Below are 17919 nucleotides of genomic sequence, written 5' to 3' on the forward strand. Positions count from 1 at the left end.
CCGATGCTAGTGTGGGGCCTCCCCATGCGAAAGTAGGTCACCGCCAGGGCCTCTCCCAAAAACCCCCTCCACTTATCAGCGGCGGGGGTTTTTCCTTTGGGAAATCCACAGAATCGGCGACTCGGCGAGGATCACGGCCTGGTCCGCCTATGACTTTGCCCAGCTGGCTCTTCGCCCTGCTTCCGCCCTTGTTCTGGGCGGGCAATGTAGTCCTCGGTCGTGCGCTGCACGCCGAACTGCCACCGCTCGCCTTGGCGTTCTGGCGCTGGCTACTGGCGCTGATGATTCTGCTGCCCTTCGCGGCCAGGACGTTACGGGGCCAGTGGCCGATCCTGCGCCGCTCCTGGCCCATCCTGTCCTTGCTCGCGTTGCTCGGTGTCAGTGGCTACAACACGTTTCTATACGTCGGTCTGCAGACGACGACCGCAACCAACGCCGTCCTGCTGACCTCGACTATTCCCGTCCTCATCCTGGGGCTGTCCTTTCTGATGCTGCGCCAGGGCATCGGCCGGTCCCACGTCTTGGGGATCTTGCTGTCTTTGCTCGGCGTTGTGGTGATCATGACCCAAGGGGCGACGGCTCGGCTCTTCCATCTCGTGCTTGCCCCGGGCGATCTCTGGATTCTGGCTGCGGCAGCGATGTGGGCGCTCTACTCGGTCTGTCTGCGGTGGCGTCCGCCGGATCTGAGTCCCCTCGCGTTCCTCGCGGCGATCATGATCCTGGGGTTGATCCCGCTGTTACCCCTCTATCTCTGGGAGCTGTCTCAAGGCCGTCGGCTCGACCCCGACCTGCTCAACCTCGCGGCAATCGGCTACGTTGCCCTCTTTCCGTCGGTGATTGCGTACATCGCCTGGAACCGCGCCGTCGCGGTACTTGGCGCCAACCGAACCGGCCTCTTCATTCATCTGATTCCCGTCTTCGGCGCCTTGTTGGCGATGCTCTTGCTGGGCGAGCGTCTGTTCTGGTTCCATGCCCTGGGTAGCGGCCTCATCGTCGCGGGCATCTGGCTCACCGCTCGTCGTCACTGAGGCGTGCTCAGATGGCGTAATCGCTGCCGCACGCGTGGATTGCCAGGTCGATGACCTTGCGTGTTAGATGGGGCGCGAAGAGCTCGATGAAGTCGTAGGTGTAGCCGCGCAGCCAGGCATTGCGGCGGATTCCGAGGTGGGTGACGCTGGAGTCGAACAGGTGGCTCGCGTCCAGCATCTCCAGCCCGATGTCCATCTCCCGATCGTAGGCCATCCTCGCCAAGATCCCGATTCCCAGTTGCATCCGCACGTAGGTCTTGATGACGTCGGCGTCCAAGGCGGTCAGGACGACGCGCGCCTCGAGCCGGTGGTTCTGGAAGGCGCGGTTGATCTGATTGCGACCGGTGAAGGCGGAGTCATAGGTGACGATCGGCCAGCGCGCGATCTCCTCCAGGCTGAGCGGCCGAGCGTTCAGAATGGGATGGCCGAGCGGTGCAATGACGGAGTGATTCCACTCGTAGCAGGGCAGGCTGAGCAGCTCCGCATAGTCGGCGACCGATTCGGTCGCGATGACCAGATCCGCCGCACCCGAGCGGACCAGCTCGCAGACTTGGGGCGGATTCCCCTGCTGCAGCGATAGAGCGACCTCGGGGTAGCGCGCGATGAAGGCTTGGATCACGGGCGGCAGGACGTAACGCGCTTGGGTGTGCGTCGTTGCGATGGCGAGCGTGCCGGCCGATTCCGCGCTGAACTCGGCACCCACCTTCTTTAGGTTGTCGAGGTCTCCGAGCATCCGCGCCGCGATAGCAAGCACCTCGCGGCCCGGCTCGGTGACGGCGACGAACCGTTTTCCTTGCCGCGCGAAGATGTCGATTCCCAACTCCTCCTCGAGCTGGCGGATCTGTTTGGAGACCCCGGGCTGAGAGGTGAAGAGCGCGTCCGCCGCGGCCGAGACGCTGAGTCCATGGCGAGCGACCTCCTGAATGTACCGCAGCTGTCGGAGATTCATGTGCCGAGCCTGCTTCATGACTGCGGCCTATTCTAGCCAAGTCTGAAGGACTGCTGGACTGCTTAGGGCACTCAGGCGCCGTGCTTCTCCAGCACCATCCGGTCGACGATCTGCATCACCTCGGCACTGGCGGTCTCGGTTTCCCGCATGGCCTCCAGGATGCTTCTCTGAAGCGCGAGATCGTTCTCCCAACCTGTCCCGAGATGCTCGAGCATGCGGTGGACGCTGGAGTGGACGCGCGCGTGCGGTGCCTCCAGGGTTCCGTAACTGCGGGTTTCCCCGAAATGCTCCCGCCCGCTCGCGTCGTACCATTTTCCGAGTCGGCAATGGTGGTGATCGACCTGGATCGCGGCGGTGTGCTTCTCGTCCTTGCCGTCGGTGCCGATCGCCATGTAGGCGCGTTGCTTGTAGATAACGTGGTCGACCTTGACCAAGGTGCCGAAGCCCAGATCCTGGGCGCGTGCCGCCCGGCTTTGCGTCTCCCGGGCCGAATGCGCGAAATGGGCGAAGCGGCCTTCCATCTCGCCGATCACCTGGCTCGAATTGCTGGCCATGTCGCGCATGGCGTCCGAGTCCTCCAGCATGCGCTCGGTCTCGCCCTTGAGGGTGCCCATGATGCGTGCGATAGACGTGGAGGCCTCCTTGGTGCTCTCCGCCAGCTTGCGCACCTCGTCCGCGACCACGGCGAAGCCCCGGCCGGCTTCGCCCGCGCGGGCGGCCTCGATGGCGGCGTTCAGCGCCAGGAGGTTGGTCTGGTTCGCGATGGCTGTGATGAGCTGGACCGCCGTGGTGATCTCCTGTCCACGCTCGTTCAGCTCGACAGCGGTATCGGCGACGTGATTGATGCGCTCGGTGATGGCGCCGAGGTGGGTCACGACCTGGCTGACCGATGTCTGACTCTCTTCGGCATCGCCGGCCGTGGTCGTCGCCAGTTCCAGCACGGCCTGCATCTCTCGGTTCACCCGCATCAGGTCCTCCTGATTCGAGGCCAGATTGGTTAGCAGGTTCTTGCTGTTGAGCTGCTGGACCTGCGTGATCAGCTGGTTGCGCATCTTCTCCTGTTGCACCTCGGCGACGCTGCCGAGGAGTCGGTTGTGGCTCTGCAGTCCGCGCTTGAAGCCGCCATGCAGACCGTCCGGGAATGCTTTGCGGAAGACATGGCCATCCATGTGCAAACGGAACGCGGTGCCTTCTTCTCGGAAGTAGGCCTCCAGTTGATCCAGCATGTCGTTCATGCTCCAGCACAGCCGACCGATCTCATCCTGTTGTCGGATGCCGGTGATGCGCTCGTCGAAGCGGCCTTGGCTCACGTTGTTCGCGAGTACGCTCAGTTGGCGCATGGGTTCGAGGCAGCGCGCCAGCAGGGCTTGTCCCCAGACCGCAATGGCGATTCCGATGCTTGGGAAGACGACCATCCAGGGGTCGATGCCCGCCTGGATCCAGGTGTAGGCCGGTGCGAGGAGGGTCAGAGCGGCAAGCGCCCAGAGGAGACCGGAGATCTTAGATTGCAAGGACAAGCGCGTCATAGGTCATGCCCTTTTCGGTCAGAAGGTCGGTGAGGATCCGGGTCGATGCCTGGATGGCGTCCCTGGCGCCGGCCGCTTGCTCGGCGGCGCGCATGCTTCGGTAGAGATCGGTGACGGCGGCGACGGCGGATGCCCTTGGCTTGCGGCGAACCGAAAAATAGCCGGTGATGTTGCCGTGAGCGTCCAGATCGGGCGTGATGTTGGCGAAGACCCAGTAGAAGCTGCCGTCCTTCGCCATGTTCTTCACATAGGCGTTGCACTCACGCTTGTCCTGGATGCTGTCCCACAGGAGCTTGAAGACGCCCCTGGGCATGTCCGGATGGCGGATGATGTTGTGCTGGCTGCCGATCAGTTCTGACTCGGTATAGCCGGAGAACTCGATGAAGATGCGGTTGCCATAGGTGATGCGCCCTCTGGGGTCCGTCTTGGAGACGATGAAGTCATCGTCGCGCAGCACCTTTTCCACGGTTGTGGGAGTGATCGTTCTTTTCATGTGTGTCCACTCGTTGCGAGAGGCCGTCGGCCATGGCCGGCCTGTCGAGCTGGAGCGGAGGTGGTGCGTCGGGATGCGGCGAAAGGCGCTCCCGACCGATCAGGTCGACGTGACCGTTGATGAGGTCTCAGTACAGCAGATCGCCGAACGTGATAGGCCAAACCTACGCAGGTCAGGTCGACGCGCGAGCCAATGCCCGCAAGCCGATGATCCGGTCGTCTCCGCCGGCGTCGCGCGGATTCGACCAAGATCGGGCAGACAGCGAAACCAATGTGCCTCTTTGACTGCGGGTGGGATCAGGCTGCTCCCAATTGAGCGGCAGAGCGCTGGCGCCGCTGCTCCGCCGCGAAGGGGCAAGACCGAGTCCCTGTCAGAGGCTGAGTCGAATCCTAAGATGGCCAATCGGGCGTCACAAGCGGCGTCACGCCAAAGCGTGACGCGCGTCCAGATTTGCCCCGCTCGTCGCTCTATCGGCTATCGCGGCCTCTCGCCCTCCCTGGCGCGCGAGGACGATCTCATGCTCAGGGTCCTCGCCTCCGACCTTGGCCCCTGGACGGTGTAGACTGTCTCAGGACATGAGATGCCCGCCTCGAAGCCTGCGGCGAGGTGCTGGATCTGGTGGATGCGGTCTAGCCCATCCTTCCTGGGCGTCCGTCCACACGAGCGCATGACGGGGCCATTCTGGCGTCCGGGCGCGGATCGGCACGCTCCAGACGCTGTGTCCGCGCGAGTCGGCCGGCATCGCCGTCGTGTCGATCTTCGGCCCCGGCGTTGTACTGCCCGATCTCAAGGGGCGTGACGTCCGATGTGCCGCGGGTGCTTGAAGTCAATCCGCGCCTCACGACCTCCTACGCCGGGCTCGCGGAGGCGCTGGGGATCAACCCGGCCGAGCTGGTGCTCGGCCTTCAGGCCGGTCGCCGACCGGCGCCGAGGCAGGCGCCCGTCGGTCGATCGGTGGAAATCTGTCTGGAGTACGCCGGTGTCGCTTGATGCATGGATTGGCTGGGATCTGGGTGGCGCGAATCTGAAGGCGGTTCAGCTCGATGCCGCGGGCGCCGTGCGTGCGGTCGTCCAGGTCGCCTGCCCGCTCTGGCAGGGGCTGGACCGACTGCGCGCCAGCATCGATCAGGTGCTGGAGAAGCTCGGGCCGCGGCCCTCTTGTCACGCCCTGACCATGACGGGGGAGTTGGCGGATCTCTTCGATAACCGGGCGCAGGGTGTCGCGGCACTGGTCGCCCTCATGCGCGAGCGCTTTCCCGGCGAGACGCTCATGGTCTATGCCGGCACGGCCGGTTTCGTCGGGCCAGACGCGGCGGGCGCGCTCGCGTCCCAGGTGGCCTCGGCGAACTGGGTCGCGACGGCATCGCTGGCGGCGGCCGAGTTGGGCGATGGCCTGGTCATGGATATCGGGACCACCACCACCGATGTCGTCCCCTTCCTCGATCAGGAGGTGGCTGCCTGGGCCTTCAACGACCACGAGCGTTTGGTCCATGGCGAGCTGGTCTACGCTGGCGTTGCCCGCACGCCGGTCATGGCCCTGGCTCGACAGCTGCCCTTCGATGGCGCCTGGGTGCCGGTCATGGCCGAGCCGTTCGCCACCACCGCGGACGTCTATCGCCTCACCGGACTCCTGCCCGAGCATGCCGATCTCCTGCCGTCCGCCGACGGGCGTGACAAGACGCGCGCGGCCAGTGCGGCGCGCCTCGCGCGCATGCTTGGCATGGATGCGGACGCGGCCGATTCGAGCGCTTGGGTCAGCGTTGCCGACTACATCGTCGAGTGCCAGCAGCGCCGTCTCTTCGACGCCGCCTCCTGTGTGCTCTCGCGTGGCCAGATCCCGCCTGGCGCGCCCGTCGTCGGCGCCGGCGTGGGGCGGTTTCTCGTGAGACAGCTGGCGACTCGGCTCGGTCGGCCTTACGTGGGCTTCGAATCGCTGTTCACATCGGATTGGAACGGGGTGCCCGATGTCTCCGACTGTGCGCCGGCGGCGGCCGTGGCCCGTCTCGCCGCGGAGATGAGCTTGAGATGACCCCCTTCGCGGTCCGCGCCTTTCCTTACCGGGCGGATAGCACGCGGTTCTTCGATGCCTTGGTCAGACGTTTCTGGCCGGTCTTTCTCGACAGCGGCCGACCGACCAGCACGCAAGGCCGCTTCGACGTCTTGAGCGCGGATCCCTCGCGCACCCTCGTCACCCGCGGACTCAAGACCGAGGTGCGGGGCGCGGGGGAGAGCTTCGCCTCCTTGGCCGATCCCTTCGCCCTGCTCGCCGAGTCACTCGGCCCGGCCCGGCCCGGCCTGCCGGGGCTGCCCTTCTGTGGCGGTGCCATCGGTTATTTTGGCTACGACCTGGCCCGGCGTCTCGAACGCCTGCCAAGCCTGGCGCTGGACGCCGAGGGCATTCCGGAGATGGCCGTCGGCATCTACGACTGGGCCTTGATCGTGGATCACGGGCTGCGTCGCAGCCACCTGGTCGCCCGCGACGCGGACTTGCTAGGCGCCTATTGGGGGCTGCTCCACGGCGCGCTCCAGGGGCAGGCCCACGTCAGGCAGCGGGGCGGTTTTCGCGTGCTCGACAGGGTCATGTCGAATATGACGCACGGCCGTTATTTGGCGTCCATCGCGCGGATCAAGGACTACCTGCGCGCGGGCGACTGCTACCAGGTCAACTTCGCGCAGCGCTTCGCGGTGCCGGCCGAGGGCGACCCCTGGCACGCCTACAAGGCGCTGCGCGAACTCAATCCAGCGCCCTTCGCCGCCTATTTCGAGACGCCCGAGGTCCAGGTGCTCTCCTCCTCGCCCGAACGCTTCCTCCAGGTCCGCGATGGCGCCGTTGAGACCAAGCCGATCAAGGGGACGCGGCCGAGAGGCGCGAACCCCATCGAGGATCTGCTCCTGGCCGATGAGCTGCGCCGGAGCGCCAAGGACCGGGCAGAGAACGTCATGATCGTGGATCTGCTGCGCAACGACCTGAGCAAGGTCTGCGCCTTCGGTAGTGTTCGCGCTCCGCGACTCTTCGAGATCGAGCGCTTCGCGCGCGTCCATCACCTGGTGAGCACGGTCACTGGGCATCTCGCGGAGGGCCGCGCGGCGGTCGATCTGCTACGGGCCTGTTTCCCCGGCGGCTCCATCACGGGGGCGCCCAAGGTGCGCGCCATGGAGGTCATCGATGAGTTGGAGCCGCATCGCCGTGGTGTCTACTGTGGGGCCATCGGCTATCTCGGCTTTGATGGGGCCATGGATACCAATATCGCCATCCGCACCCTCGTCCACTCCGGCGGCCTCACTCGGCTCTGGGCGGGCGGTGGCATCGTGGCGGACTCCGACCCCGAGGCCGAGTATCGGGAGACCTATCACAAGGCCGCGCCCCTGCTCGATCTGCTTGAGCGCCTGCGCCTCGGTCATGTGGGTAGTTGAGCTCGGCGCTTCACCGAGATCGCCCAGCGCGACAGCCGTTCCCTGCGCGGGATCTCCCGGAGCTTGCCGGGCGGCACCGGCTTGTCCGCGATGTGCGGCACGTCCTCCATGGCGAAGCCGATGTGCGTCTCCCCGAGATAAACCGCCAGCGGCAACCGTTCATGCTTGTTGTCCGCGGCCTCCACTCAGATAGGCATTCGCGATGCTCGGGCCGGTTGCGTCGTAGCGACCGAGACGCCGCTTCCAGGGCGCACGTCAAAGATGGGCTGGCACGCGCCGGACATCTCACTCGGGCGTGAAGAAAAGACCCTGTCCAGATCGATGATCGGCACCGGTTCATTCTGATGTCCAAAACAAGCGAGCACCACGCCCTGCGGTCCTCGAAGCTCGTCCGAAACAGCGATCGCCTCTGCCGACGTAACCACGATGGGCTCCGGTGCCTGTGTCAGCAGGATGCCGCCAAAACCAATGCTTGTGTCGCCCGATGAATAGCGCACCAACGCGCAGTGCGAAAACGTGACGGTATTGCAGGGTTCTGCCGTTCGTAAGACATGGCGCAGGTCAACCAAAGGGATCGGCTGATCGCGCCAGATCAAGATCCCCGCGCACCAAGGGGGCAATGCCGGAAATGGCTCCGTCACCGGATGGCGTATCACCTCCAATAACTCAGGCACTGCGATCGCTGCCTGACCCTGGCCATATGACAGCAACCAGGCTTGAGCCTCAGTGGTCATTGAGGAAACCTCCTAGCGAATCCGCAGTAGCGACACCGAAAACGGCCCCATCGCTCGACAGACCAATACCGGTCAGGGGCGAGTTCCCCCAGGCCATCACCGGCGGCGTCTCGAACACCTTGATCTGTTTGTAAGCCTCGCTGTCCACGCCAAACACGACAAGCCACAACGTCTGCTCCGCGCTGGCGATACGGACCAGGCATCGATGTTTACCCGGCTGCGGTGTGCACAGCTGCAAGCTGTCGTCGATGCAATAGCTCGAACCATGAGCATCGACAAAACCTTCGTCGACCAAGTTCGTTCCGAGCCACTCGATATGCTCGACGTGATCTTCAGGCACGGCGATGGTGAAGCTTCCCAAGCGCAAGAGCACCCAATCGCTCGGCTGGCTCATGAGGCATACCTACGCAGCAAGTCGAGGACTTCGAGCTCTTGGTATGGCTTCGTCAGATACGCATTGACGCCTGCTTCCTGCGCCCGCTTGCGATGTTTGTCCTGTGAACGGGACGTAATCATGACAATCGGTAATGACTTCGTCGCCTGTCGGCCACGCAGATGCTCGGTGAGCTCGATTCCGTTCATCCGCGGCATCTCCAAGTCCAAGAGCACCGCCGCGGGGTGTCTCGCCTCGATGGCGTCCGCCGCTTCCAGACCATCCTTCGCCGTACGCACGCGATAGCCCGCATCATTGAGCATTTGGCTTAGGCTGTTGCGAACGCTGAGCGAGTCGTCGACCACCAAGATGTCTTTTTCGTCTCGTGGGTTGTGAAGCGGGCGCCCCCGTGGCAGTGCATTGGACGAGACGGTTTCGGAGCGCAGCAGCAAACGCCCGGCATCGACCAATGGCACGACATGCCCATCTCCCAGGACCGAAATCCCGATCAAGCCTGGGATATTCTCGAGATAGCGACCTGGCTGTTTGAGCACCAAATCGTCGGCGTCCAGCACGCGATCCACGACAAGTGCGAGCAAGCCCGCGGTCCCGCCATTGACGAGAAGCACTGGCCGCGCGTCCGTCGCGTCGTCCTCTAGGGCGCGTTGCCCGGCGTAGGCGAACAAATCACCCGCCAGTTTGACCGAGCTCGCCGTATCGTCTATCCGAAAGATCCACTCCGACCCCATCTTCGCGATGTGCCGCGTCCCCCCGTGAACGACACGCTTCACGGCGTCCACCGGTATCGCCACGGTCTGTTGTGCCACCTCGATCAACATGGCATGAACGACCCCCAGCGTCAGCGGCAGCCGCAGTGTCATGACCGCGCCTTGCCCGGTGCGGCTGGAAATGCCAAGGCTTCCCTTGAGTTGCTGGACGCTTGAATTGACGATATCCATTCCGACACCGCGCCCCGACACTGGAGTGACTTCGGCCGCGGTCGAGAAGCCTGGTTGCAGGATCATATTGGCCAGCACGCCTTCGCTGGGGTTCTCATCTTCACGCATCAGACCGAGTGACAGTGCTTTCTCGCGAAGTCGCACATAGTCGAGACCACGGCCATCGTCTTGGCATCGAATGACGACCTTGTCGCCTTCCCGTGCAAAGCGGACTTCAACCGCTCCCTGTGGCGACTTTCCGAGCCGCGCTCGTTCTTCCGGCGACTCGATCCCATGGTCGATGGCGTTGCGAATGAGGTGGATCAGCGGTTCGGCGAGTTCACCGAGCACATAGCTGTCGACGAGCACATCCTCACCGCTGATGCTGATCGCGACGTCCTTACCCGTCTGATGGCCGGTGTGCCGAACGGCACGCTTGAGCCTGTCGCAGATGCGCGCGGCTGGAACCATGCGCGATTCCAGTAGACCGCCCTGCAAATCATCCTGCATCCTCGTTTGCGCAGTGAAGGTGTTCTTGAGTGTCTCCAACTCGGATTGGACGCGGTCTGTCAGCAGATTGAAGTCGGCAAAGGACTCGATGAACGCGTGGGAGTGGCTGTGCAGTTCGTTGTAGCGGTCCATCTCCAACGCATCGAAGGTGTCACTGCCTTCGCTGGTGCTGGCGGCTCCCTGCGAGCGCCCGGCACTCACGCCCTGCACGTCGACCAACTGCTCCATGGCATAGGCATGCTCTCGCAGCAAGAGATTCTGACGTTGCAGTGCATCGACGACGTCGGAGAACCCGCCGAGCAAGCTGCGGATCCTGCCTTGGCGAATCGTAATCTCGCCCGCGACCCGCGCCAGGCGATCGATATGCGCGGTCGGCACGTTCAGCATCGCCGTCCGCTTCGTCACCTCTGGCCTCTGCTGCCCCGAGTCCGCCTTAGGGGTAGGCATCTTCTGGACCGGTGCTGCTGCATCCGCTGATGTGTGCCTCGGCTCCTGAGCGGTTGCCAACGGCTCCGCCAGCGTCATCTCCGGGACCGAGAGCGCAGACATCCAACCCGGTTCACCCACCGTCGCTTCAGGCACGCCCTGAACAGCGACGCCAGCCATGACGCCATCGAGTCGGCCGGCGACATCGAGAACGGCCTGGAGCAGCTCGCCGCGATCCTCCGGAGCCGGCTCCTCCCCGAGCAGGCTGCCGACCATCGACTCGATACAGTCGGCGATGCGCACCAAGAGCGCGGCCAACGCCGGATCCGGCTGCGTGTCGCGTCGAACGAGGGCCTCCAGGATATCCTCGGTGTGATGGGTCATGGCCGCGATCGCGCGCACTCCGATCGTGCTCGCGGCGCCTTTCAGCGTATGGATGACACGCCTCGCCTCATCGATCGCGCTGATGCCTCCTTGGCCTCGGGCGACCTCTGCAATCACCGACGAATAGTGCGATGCATGCCTGGGGGCTTCCATCAGGAAGGACTCGATCAGCTGCGGATGCAAGTCCCCTGGGAGTTCCAAGCTCAGATCGTCGGCGCCAGATACCGGCTGCATCGGCGCGGTCGGTTCATCCGCCTGCCCGTTTCGCTCGATATCCGAGCACAGGTGCTGAAATGTTTCCGCGCGTTGATGCTCATCCATGGGCATCGGCCAGTGCGCGCTCGCGAGGTGCTCGACGAGCCGTCTGGCACGCTCCTGGTCATGCGGCTTCGCCAGATATTCGAGCAGGTGTTGCGGCCATTCGGCGAGCAGATCGAGCACAGCCTCAGGCGTTTCGTCGGCCAAGGCGAGCACGTTGCTCTGAACGACGTCACAGAGCGTCTCGATGCCGGTCAGCTCCAGCATCTCGGCGACATCGTGGACACGCGTGACCTGGTCGACGTAGCTGGTGCATGCCGCGTTCGCCACGTCGGCCTGGCCTGTCGCATCGCGCCACGCATGGGCGGCAGTGCGCATCACGTCTTCGGCTTCGACGACCTCGTCGTGTAAGACCGCCAGCAGCTCTTTGATGGACATTGGTTTCGGCCGACCTCAGGAGGCTTGAGGAAGCTGGAACACCGCGACCGAGCGCGTCAGTTGCTCGGCAAACCCAGCGAGGTTCGCGCTCTGCTCACGTTGCACCGTGAGCTCCTTGTGCGTTTCGAGCGATTGCTGCCTCAGCACATCGGCGCTGTCGGCAATCTCACCCGTGAGCTCCGCTTGCCTTGCCGACGAGCCGGCGATCTGTTGGACCACATCCGCCAGAACGTTGGCCGTGGTTCGGGTGGCGACCATCTGTTGTCGCGCCTGCTCCGAAAGCTCGGCACCGCTGACCACCTCGGAGACGGCCTTCTCCATGGTTGCGATCGTGTCGTTGGTCTCGAGCTGAATGTTGTGGATCAAGGAGGCGATCTGGTCGGTTGCCTTACGCGAGCTGTCCGCCAATGTCTTGACCTCCTCGGCGACGACCGAGAAGCCCCGTCCCGCTTCGCCGGCACTCGATGCCTGAATACGTGCGTTGAGTGCCAAGACATGGGTCCGTTCGGCGATGTCCTTGATGATGCCGACGATGCCGCTGATCTCCTGCGAACGCTCACCCAGCCGTTTGATGCGTTTGCTGGTCTCTTGAATGGACTCGCGGATGCGGCTCATCCCCTCGGTCGTGCTGAGAACCGAACTCAGACCCTGTTCCGTCGAGCTGGTCGCTTCTGCGGCGACCACTTGACAACGATCGGCAAGCTCCACCACCTGTGCCATCGATGTCGACGCCTGGCTCAACTTCTCGAGCGTCTTTTCCAGGATCGACAGGTTCATATCGGCCGCGTGAGAGACCGTGTTCGCCTGACGATCCACGGAAGCCGAACCCTCCTTGACACGCTCAGCAATGCCGCGAACGTCGTTCAGAACCTCAGCGATGTCCGCCACGGCACCGTTGATGGAGTCGGAGATCGCCCCCGTCACGTCGTCCGTCACCGGCACGTTGATGCGCAAGTCGCGGTTCGCCAGATCCCCCGTCGCCTCCAGGATGCGAATGATCGAGTTGTTGAGGGAGTCGTTTTCCTTCTGGATCTCCGCGAACTGTTCAACGCGCTCATCGAGGAGACGGTCGAAGGCCGTTGCGAGCACGTGCAGCTCGTCGCCATTGCCCAGTCGGCAACGGGCGCTGTAGTCCCCGGCCGTGATGGTTTCGACCACACGGATGATGTGGTCGGTGGAGCCGATGATCTTGCGATAAAGCAGGTAGATCGCGAGCGGAACCAGCACTAGCAGCAGTGTCGTCGTCGCAATCAGGACGCTGCGCGCTTGACTACCGGCCGCCGCAAGCTCGGTCGAGTTGGTCTGGAGCTGGCCGCGGATCGCCCGCGAGTTCTCCTGGAGCGCACCCAAGACGTCGCCGGCAACCGCTTTGAAGCCGGTCTCAGGCTCGTACATGAGACGGTTTCCCGCCTCGCGGCCTTCGAGCAGGTAGGCCTTGGACATCTGAACACCGAGAGGACCGAGATCGGCGAGCTTGCGACGGAGGTCCTCGACGAAGCGACTGTCCTCTCCCAGCGCGATGTCTCCCAGACGGGTGTTGACCCCGGCCAACAGCGCTCGGGCTTGGGCGTCGCTTTCCAGATCGCCCGTCAAGGCGATATTGCGCAAATGGGAGATGGCGTCGCCAGTCTCGGACAAGGCGTCGGAGGACGCCAACATCGCCGTGGCAAGCTCATTGTCGCGTCCGAGCGCATTGTCGAGCTTGTTGAGCAGAAGGATGTCCTCCACCAACAACAGGACAAGCAATCCAACCATGCCGATGGCAAGCGCAGACAACGCCCGACGGATGCTGATTCTACGTAACATGCTTAGGTCTCCGAATGTCGCGCTTGATTTAGTAAAGCCAGCGATGGTTGTCGCCAATGACAGTGATATTCACGAGTTCCGAGCCCTGATGCTGGGTCGGATCCCAGTTGATTTTGAAGCCGCCAACATCGAACTCACCGAATGACTCGAAGGCTGCTACCAACCGCTCTCGCGTGAGATCCCTGCCCGCGTCCTGCAGCCCTTTCACGAACACCTTCGCGGCAATGAAACCTTCCAGGCTACCAAAGGAAATCGGGCTTTGCGGCGCGAAACGCTGAAGCAAGGCGTTGTATTCCTTGACCACCGGCACGTCGAGATCACCTGGAAACGGCATCACCTGTGAGACCACGACACCGCGTCCATCCAGCCAGAGATCCGTCGCCAATGCCTTACTGCCGACAAACGACACGTTATAGAAGCGTGCGTCGATCCCCTCGCTTTTCGCCCGACGAATGAACTCCGCACATGAGGAATAGGCGCTGATCATCATGACCGCGTCTGGGTCGGCGGCCTTTATGCGCTTCACTGCCTCTGCGACATCGATGCTGTTGCGTTCGACCGTAGCCGTGGTGCTCAGCGCCAGATTGCGTTTTTCGAGAGCGTTTTGAACGCCTGTTAGACCAGCCTTCCCATAGCTGTCATCCTGGTAGAAGACCGCGATGTTGTTCAGCCCCGCGCGCACTGCGTCCTCGACCATCGCATCGGTCTCCTGGCCATAGCTCGCCCGGAGGTTGAAGACGTTGTGGTTGGTTGGCGTACGCAGCAGTTCGGCACCTGTGAAGGGTGCGATGAAAGGCACCTGATACTTATCGACGAGCGGCAAGGCCGCTTTGCTCGTCGGTGTCCCGATGTAGCCGAATAGGCCGAAGACATGATCGTCGTTGATCAATCGCTCGGTGTTGACGACCGTTCTATCCGGCTCATACCCATCGTCGATCGAGACCAGCATGATGTTGCGACCATGCACGCCGCCCTCGCCATTGATGTAGTCGAAATACAGCATGGCACCACGCCGAAACTCGGTACCAAGCGCAGCGGCGGGGCCCGTGAATGCCGCTGATTGACCGAGCACGACGAGACTGTCGTAGACGCCTGGTTCCGCTGTCGGGCGCCGCTCGCCCGAGTAGAGGGAGCCTGACATCAGCAGTAATCCGAGAGCGAGATTGATTAGGTGAAAGCGTCGTTGGCTCATGTTTTCTCCATGAGCGGCGGCTTGAATGAGTTCAAAATGAATCGTGTAACTGCAACCGGGGCCAATGTGCGGGGTAACCCATGCCCATGCCGCCTCTTAAACCATGATTGCGCGAAAAGGGTCTCTCGCGATAACTGATCTCCTGGTGTCCAGCGTTCGGGCTACTGCACGCCAATGAAGCTCTGTTCCGTGAATGCCTCCAGCAGAGACTCGAGTGCGACGACGATCCGCAGAACGCCATCGTCGTCATACGCAGCGACGACGTGGTCACTCAGGCGCGCATGCAGCGCCGCCTGGCCCTCGCTGAGCCGACTGTTCCGATTGAGCATCAAGGTATCCGGCAGCCCGTCGACAAGAACGCCCAAGGGCTCGTCGGACCGGCCCGCGACCATCAGCCAGCGTTTACCATCGGTCGACGGGAACCCCAGCAGCGCCGTCAGGTCCGCAACTGGGAGGATCTTGCCGTGAAGAGTTGCGGTGCCAACCAGGCAGTCGGGAAGATGAGGAATCGGAAAAATGACCGGTACTTCAGCGACCTCGGCGACGGATTCGAGCGCACAGGCGAGATTGAATGGGCCCACGGTAAACCCGAGGACTTCTTCTTGCCCTCCGTCGGCGACTGCTTGCGGCGCAGTGCGGACAGCGTCGAACTGACGACGACCGGACAATGCAGCAACTGGGTCAGGAATCGGAGAGAATTGGGTACTCATAGGTCGTTCCATCGCTGACTCGGGGTGTCAAAGCGCTTTCAAACAGTCGAGTATCTGTTGGCTTTCATAAGGCTTGGGCATCAGGCCGGACGCCCCGACTTGCTTTGCGTACATATGGTCGACACGCTGGCTCTTAGAGGTGACGAGGAACACCGGAACCGCGTTCATGTCCGCCTGTTTCTTGATCTCCCGGCACGCCTGAAAACCGTTCGTTCCCTCCATGACGACGTCAAGAAAGATGATGTCAGGCCGCTCCGACTGTGCCTTTCCGATCGCCTCGGCGCCAGACGTTGCAGTGATCACGGTATGTCCGACATCACTGAGAATTTGTTGAATACGTGTCAAGTCGGTCAGTGAGTCATCGACCACAAGGATCTTAGTCATTGACATAGGAAGCTCCCAATTCGTTTGAAGATCGCCGCTCCGCAAGGCAGTGCCATCTGCATCAATCGCGACGAAGAAATAGATGGATTCTTGATCCGATCACCCTGCGCAATGCTAGAGGTCTAGATGTTTCTTGAGTACACGCTCAAGGTCTCCCTGCGAAAGCGGTTTGGTCAAATAGCTGTTCGAGCCCGCCATCTTTCCCTTTACCTTGTCAATGGGGGAGGTTCTTCCCGTGAGCATGATGACCGGCGTTTCCCGTGTGGCCGGGTTGGCTTTGATGCGTCTACAGAGTTTGTAGCCATCCAATAAACCCGGCACCTCGACGTCGAGAAAGGCGATATCGTAGGGGCTGTCCATTGCGGATTTCGATGCCGCGTCTGCGCTCTCGAAGGCGTCGCAGGCGATGCTCAGATGAGATAGGCTCAGCGTCATCAAAGAGCGTACCGTCGGGCTGTCATCGACGATCAAGGCTTTGAATCGTGCTGCTCGATTGGATCGTTCGGCCTCCGCGACTGCCATCCCGCGAAGTTGTACTTCATCGATGCCGCCCTCGGCGATCGAGGGCACGAAACCCAGCTCCGTCAGCACGATCCTGTCGAGTTCGCGCAATAGATGTTGGATGCGCATCGGGCGTTGCACGATGCGATCCCTCATCTCGGCGGCAAGATCGGTTCGGGCCGTGACGGCGATTGCGATCGAGTCGGCGGATCGAATTGAATACGTCTTCCACAACGCGACTGCATCGGCATCGTCGTAATCGATCATGTTGATGGGGGCTGGCTCGGCGAGGTCCATTCCATCGACGATTTCATAATGCCAGGCCCGGTTGCCGTGGAGTGAAAACAGGTTGTGGAGTACCCTGCGTTCCGCATTCCGCAATCCGAAGACGCCAATTGTGTATATCGTATTCCTATCCAAGGTATCAGTCCTGCCGCAGTGCGGGGCGTCACATCGCTGCCATGATCAATCCCTCCGCCACAATGGATCGCTGTGAGGTTGTCACCTGCCATTAGCGGGTTCGCGAACAGCGACGCCACCGATTCAGTCACGAATGGATGAGGAGTGCTACGGGCTCCAAGGCACGCGGAGGGAATCATAGTCTTCAGAAGACGCAGGGAGTGTGAGAGCGTCCACTCTTTCGCCCGAAAGAGCAGCGCCGAGCGATACCGCGCCAGGGACTCCGCACGCGGCTCGATCTGCTGGATGACGAGCGGCGGGCGTCTTGGACGAGGATGTAGCGATCGAGGACATCATGGCCTGCGTCGGCTCGGTGCCCGATCGCAGTGGGGCGGACGGCATCAACCAGGAGCTGAGCGACCAGTTCTTCGAGGAGGCCGCCGCCTTACCTTGCGCCGGCTTCGCGTCTGGATGAGATGGCGTCAGTGGCCCGCTCGCGGATCAGGCGGTGCCGCAGAGCTGGGACATGACGTCGGACGCGCTATCGGGCTAGCGTCCTGTATCCGCTGCTGTCGGATCTCGCGATGCGGATCTGGGTGCCCGTGCATCTGTTTTCGACTCAGGACGCGAAAGCGCTGGCGCAGCGCCGCGGTTTCTTGCGGGCTCAGGATGCGCGCCCCTCTTGATCATGAACGTCGGGCGGTCGGGAGGATCCGCCTTACTCGGTTGCCAACGCCAGCACGCCGCGGTGGAATTGCTCGGCTAGAGTCGGGTCGCCGATCTCCCGCGCGATTTCGGTCAGGATCTGGTCCAAGGTATCGAACGTTGCGACGGTCAGCAGGTCCGTTCTGTAGTCCGCGGTCACCATGGGCGCGATCGGACCCAGGTAGAGGGCCAGCTCGCGGTTCACGATCTCGTGAAGGGCATGGCCAAACAGGCTCAGCGATGGACCGCTGGAACCCGTTTCGGCCTCCAGTTCGGGCGGCAGTGATGCGGTTTCTTGCGTGCCGAGCAGGCCCTTGAGTGCCTTCGGAAGCGCTGTGACCCTCTCGTCCGAGGCGGCATGCGGCGGTTCGACCCCAGAGGCTGCGCGGCGCGGCAGTGGGCTTCCGCGGACTGGATCTTGGGCCTCACTGGAGTAGGCTGCGTCTTGCAGCCACTCGATCAAGGCCGATGTGGGCGGGAGAGGGAGTTCGCTGGTGCCGCTGACGACGTCTTCGGCGAAGGAGTAGATCGCGGATTGGATCTGCCCGATGTGCTCCAGGGCATCCTCGCCGCGGTATTTCCCAAAGACGAGTTGGGCGATACGTCCCTGTTTCAGGCCGATACGGGCATAACGCTTGGCGTCCGTCAGCAGGTAGACCGTCCCCGTCTTCTGTGCCTGCACGAGCTCTCGCAAGGTTTGCGTGAGCTCGCTGAAGCTCAGCTTCGTGTTCTCTGTGTTGATGGCCATGCT

At 62.7% G+C, this 17919-nt stretch carries 18 protein-coding genes; 5 read left to right on the forward strand and 13 right to left on the reverse strand.

The genetic code is table 11. From position 1 onward, the window contains the following. Positions 1–149: 149 nt before the first annotated feature. On the forward strand, positions 150–1028 hold the full coding sequence (locus tag CKO23_RS11780) for a DMT family transporter (RefSeq protein WP_200331308.1): 879 nt from the start codon (positions 150–152) through the stop codon (positions 1026–1028). Between the two features lie 7 nt (positions 1029–1035). Here CKO23_RS11780 and CKO23_RS11785 read toward each other — a convergent pair whose 3' ends face one another. From CKO23_RS11785 to CKO23_RS11795, 3 genes are all read right to left on the reverse strand, one after another. Further along, complete coding sequence (locus CKO23_RS11785) at positions 1036–1977, reverse strand: CysB family HTH-type transcriptional regulator (RefSeq protein ID WP_200331310.1); 942 nt, start codon at positions 1975–1977, stop codon at positions 1036–1038. A 71-nt stretch (positions 1978–2048) separates the two neighbouring features. After that, positions 2049–3488 (reverse strand): methyl-accepting chemotaxis protein, encoded by a 1440-nt coding sequence (locus CKO23_RS26375; RefSeq protein WP_274600211.1) that lies wholly within the window; start codon positions 3486–3488, stop codon positions 2049–2051. After that, on the reverse strand, positions 3478–3996 hold the full coding sequence (locus CKO23_RS11795) for a PAS domain-containing protein (RefSeq protein ID WP_242482388.1): 519 nt from the start codon (positions 3994–3996) through the stop codon (positions 3478–3480). Before CKO23_RS11795 ends, CKO23_RS26375 begins: the two co-directional genes overlap by 11 nt. 795 nt (positions 3997–4791) lie before the next feature. Between CKO23_RS11795 and CKO23_RS26565 the strand changes: the two genes are divergently transcribed. Genes CKO23_RS26565 through pabB form a run of 3 tightly spaced genes read left to right on the forward strand, consistent with a single transcriptional unit; the run spans position 4792 to position 7410 of the window. After that, the gene (locus CKO23_RS26565; RefSeq protein ID WP_200331314.1) at positions 4792–4986 is read left to right on the forward strand and encodes a hypothetical protein; all 195 of its coding nucleotides are present in this window, start codon (positions 4792–4794) and stop codon (positions 4984–4986) included. Then, entirely contained in the window at positions 4976–6025 is a 1050-nt protein-coding gene (locus tag CKO23_RS11805; protein ID WP_200331316.1) for a hydantoinase/oxoprolinase family protein, read from the forward strand. The genes CKO23_RS26565 and CKO23_RS11805 overlap by 11 nt, the downstream gene beginning before the upstream one ends. Beyond that, complete coding sequence (gene pabB / locus CKO23_RS11810; protein WP_200331318.1) at positions 6022–7410, forward strand: aminodeoxychorismate synthase component I; 1389 nt, start codon at positions 6022–6024, stop codon at positions 7408–7410. Before CKO23_RS11805 ends, pabB begins: the two co-directional genes overlap by 4 nt. On the opposite strand, the gene CKO23_RS11815 is transcribed toward pabB, so the two are convergent. The 9 genes from CKO23_RS11815 to CKO23_RS11855 form a co-directional block, all read right to left on the reverse strand. Beyond that, a complete protein-coding gene (locus tag CKO23_RS11815; RefSeq protein WP_200331320.1) occupies positions 7395–7595 on the reverse strand; it encodes a hypothetical protein in 201 nt (66 codons plus the stop codon). The two genes, pabB and CKO23_RS11815, sit on opposite strands and share 16 nt — an antisense overlap. After that, on the reverse strand, positions 7596–8144 hold the full coding sequence (locus CKO23_RS11820; protein ID WP_200331322.1) for a chemotaxis protein CheW: 549 nt from the start codon (positions 8142–8144) through the stop codon (positions 7596–7598). Beyond that, on the reverse strand, positions 8134–8538 hold the full coding sequence (locus CKO23_RS11825; RefSeq protein WP_200331324.1) for a hypothetical protein: 405 nt from the start codon (positions 8536–8538) through the stop codon (positions 8134–8136). The genes CKO23_RS11820 and CKO23_RS11825 overlap by 11 nt, the downstream gene beginning before the upstream one ends. Beyond that, the gene (locus CKO23_RS11830; RefSeq protein ID WP_200331326.1) at positions 8535–11471 is read right to left on the reverse strand and encodes a hybrid sensor histidine kinase/response regulator; all 2937 of its coding nucleotides are present in this window, start codon (positions 11469–11471) and stop codon (positions 8535–8537) included. Before CKO23_RS11830 ends, CKO23_RS11825 begins: the two co-directional genes overlap by 4 nt. Before the next feature lie 15 nt (positions 11472–11486). Next, complete coding sequence (locus CKO23_RS11835; protein ID WP_200331328.1) at positions 11487–13277, reverse strand: methyl-accepting chemotaxis protein; 1791 nt, start codon at positions 13275–13277, stop codon at positions 11487–11489. Positions 13278–13305: 28 nt separating this feature from the next. Beyond that, positions 13306–14469, reverse strand: a complete 1164-nt coding sequence (locus CKO23_RS11840; RefSeq protein ID WP_200331330.1) for an ABC transporter substrate-binding protein — start codon at positions 14467–14469, stop codon at positions 13306–13308. Between the two features lie 161 nt (positions 14470–14630). Further along, positions 14631–15179, reverse strand: a complete 549-nt coding sequence (locus CKO23_RS11845) for a chemotaxis protein CheW (protein ID WP_200331331.1) — start codon at positions 15177–15179, stop codon at positions 14631–14633. A gap of 27 nt (positions 15180–15206) precedes the next feature. After that, positions 15207–15563, reverse strand: a complete 357-nt coding sequence (locus tag CKO23_RS11850; RefSeq protein ID WP_200331333.1) for a response regulator — start codon at positions 15561–15563, stop codon at positions 15207–15209. Between the two features lie 114 nt (positions 15564–15677). Then, entirely contained in the window at positions 15678–16484 is an 807-nt protein-coding gene (locus CKO23_RS11855) for a response regulator (RefSeq protein ID WP_200331335.1), read from the reverse strand. A 304-nt stretch (positions 16485–16788) separates the two neighbouring features. Between CKO23_RS11855 and CKO23_RS11860 the strand changes: the two genes are divergently transcribed. Next, the gene (locus CKO23_RS11860; protein WP_200331337.1) at positions 16789–16938 is read left to right on the forward strand and encodes a hypothetical protein; all 150 of its coding nucleotides are present in this window, start codon (positions 16789–16791) and stop codon (positions 16936–16938) included. Between the two features lie 243 nt (positions 16939–17181). Here CKO23_RS11860 and CKO23_RS11865 read toward each other — a convergent pair whose 3' ends face one another. Next, positions 17182–17916, reverse strand: coding sequence for a DUF4388 domain-containing protein (locus CKO23_RS11865; protein WP_200331339.1), 735 nt, complete (start codon positions 17914–17916; stop codon positions 17182–17184). Between the last annotated feature and the right edge of the window lie 3 nt (positions 17917–17919).

It is taken from the genome of Thiocystis violacea, from assembly GCF_016583565.1.
In the GTDB taxonomy this organism is placed as follows: Bacteria; Pseudomonadota; Gammaproteobacteria; order Chromatiales; family Chromatiaceae; genus Thiorhodococcus; species Thiorhodococcus violaceus_A.

Coding starts and splice junctions, on each gene's coding strand:
- CKO23_RS11835 (WP_200331328.1), bottom strand. CDS start 13,277: ATGTTACGTAGAATCAGCATCCGTCGGGCGTTGTCTGCGCTTGCCATC.
- CKO23_RS11795 (WP_242482388.1), bottom strand. CDS start 3,996: ATGAAAAGAACGATCACTCCCACAACCGTGGAAAAGGTGCTGCGCGAC.
- CKO23_RS11850 (WP_200331333.1), bottom strand. CDS start 15,563: ATGACTAAGATCCTTGTGGTCGATGACTCACTGACCGACTTGACACGT.
- CKO23_RS11840 (WP_200331330.1), bottom strand. CDS start 14,469: ATGAGCCAACGACGCTTTCACCTAATCAATCTCGCTCTCGGATTACTG.
- CKO23_RS11820 (WP_200331322.1), bottom strand. CDS start 8,144: ATGACCACTGAGGCTCAAGCCTGGTTGCTGTCATATGGCCAGGGTCAG.
- pabB (WP_200331318.1), top strand. CDS start 6,022: ATGACCCCCTTCGCGGTCCGCGCCTTTCCTTACCGGGCGGATAGCACG.
- CKO23_RS11845 (WP_200331331.1), bottom strand. CDS start 15,179: ATGAGTACCCAATTCTCTCCGATTCCTGACCCAGTTGCTGCATTGTCC.
- CKO23_RS11780 (WP_200331308.1), top strand. CDS start 150: ATGACTTTGCCCAGCTGGCTCTTCGCCCTGCTTCCGCCCTTGTTCTGG.
- CKO23_RS11825 (WP_200331324.1), bottom strand. CDS start 8,538: ATGAGCCAGCCGAGCGATTGGGTGCTCTTGCGCTTGGGAAGCTTCACC.
- CKO23_RS11785 (WP_200331310.1), bottom strand. CDS start 1,977: ATGAATCTCCGACAGCTGCGGTACATTCAGGAGGTCGCTCGCCATGGA.
- CKO23_RS11865 (WP_200331339.1), bottom strand. CDS start 17,916: ATGGCCATCAACACAGAGAACACGAAGCTGAGCTTCAGCGAGCTCACG.
- CKO23_RS11830 (WP_200331326.1), bottom strand. CDS start 11,471: ATGTCCATCAAAGAGCTGCTGGCGGTCTTACACGACGAGGTCGTCGAA.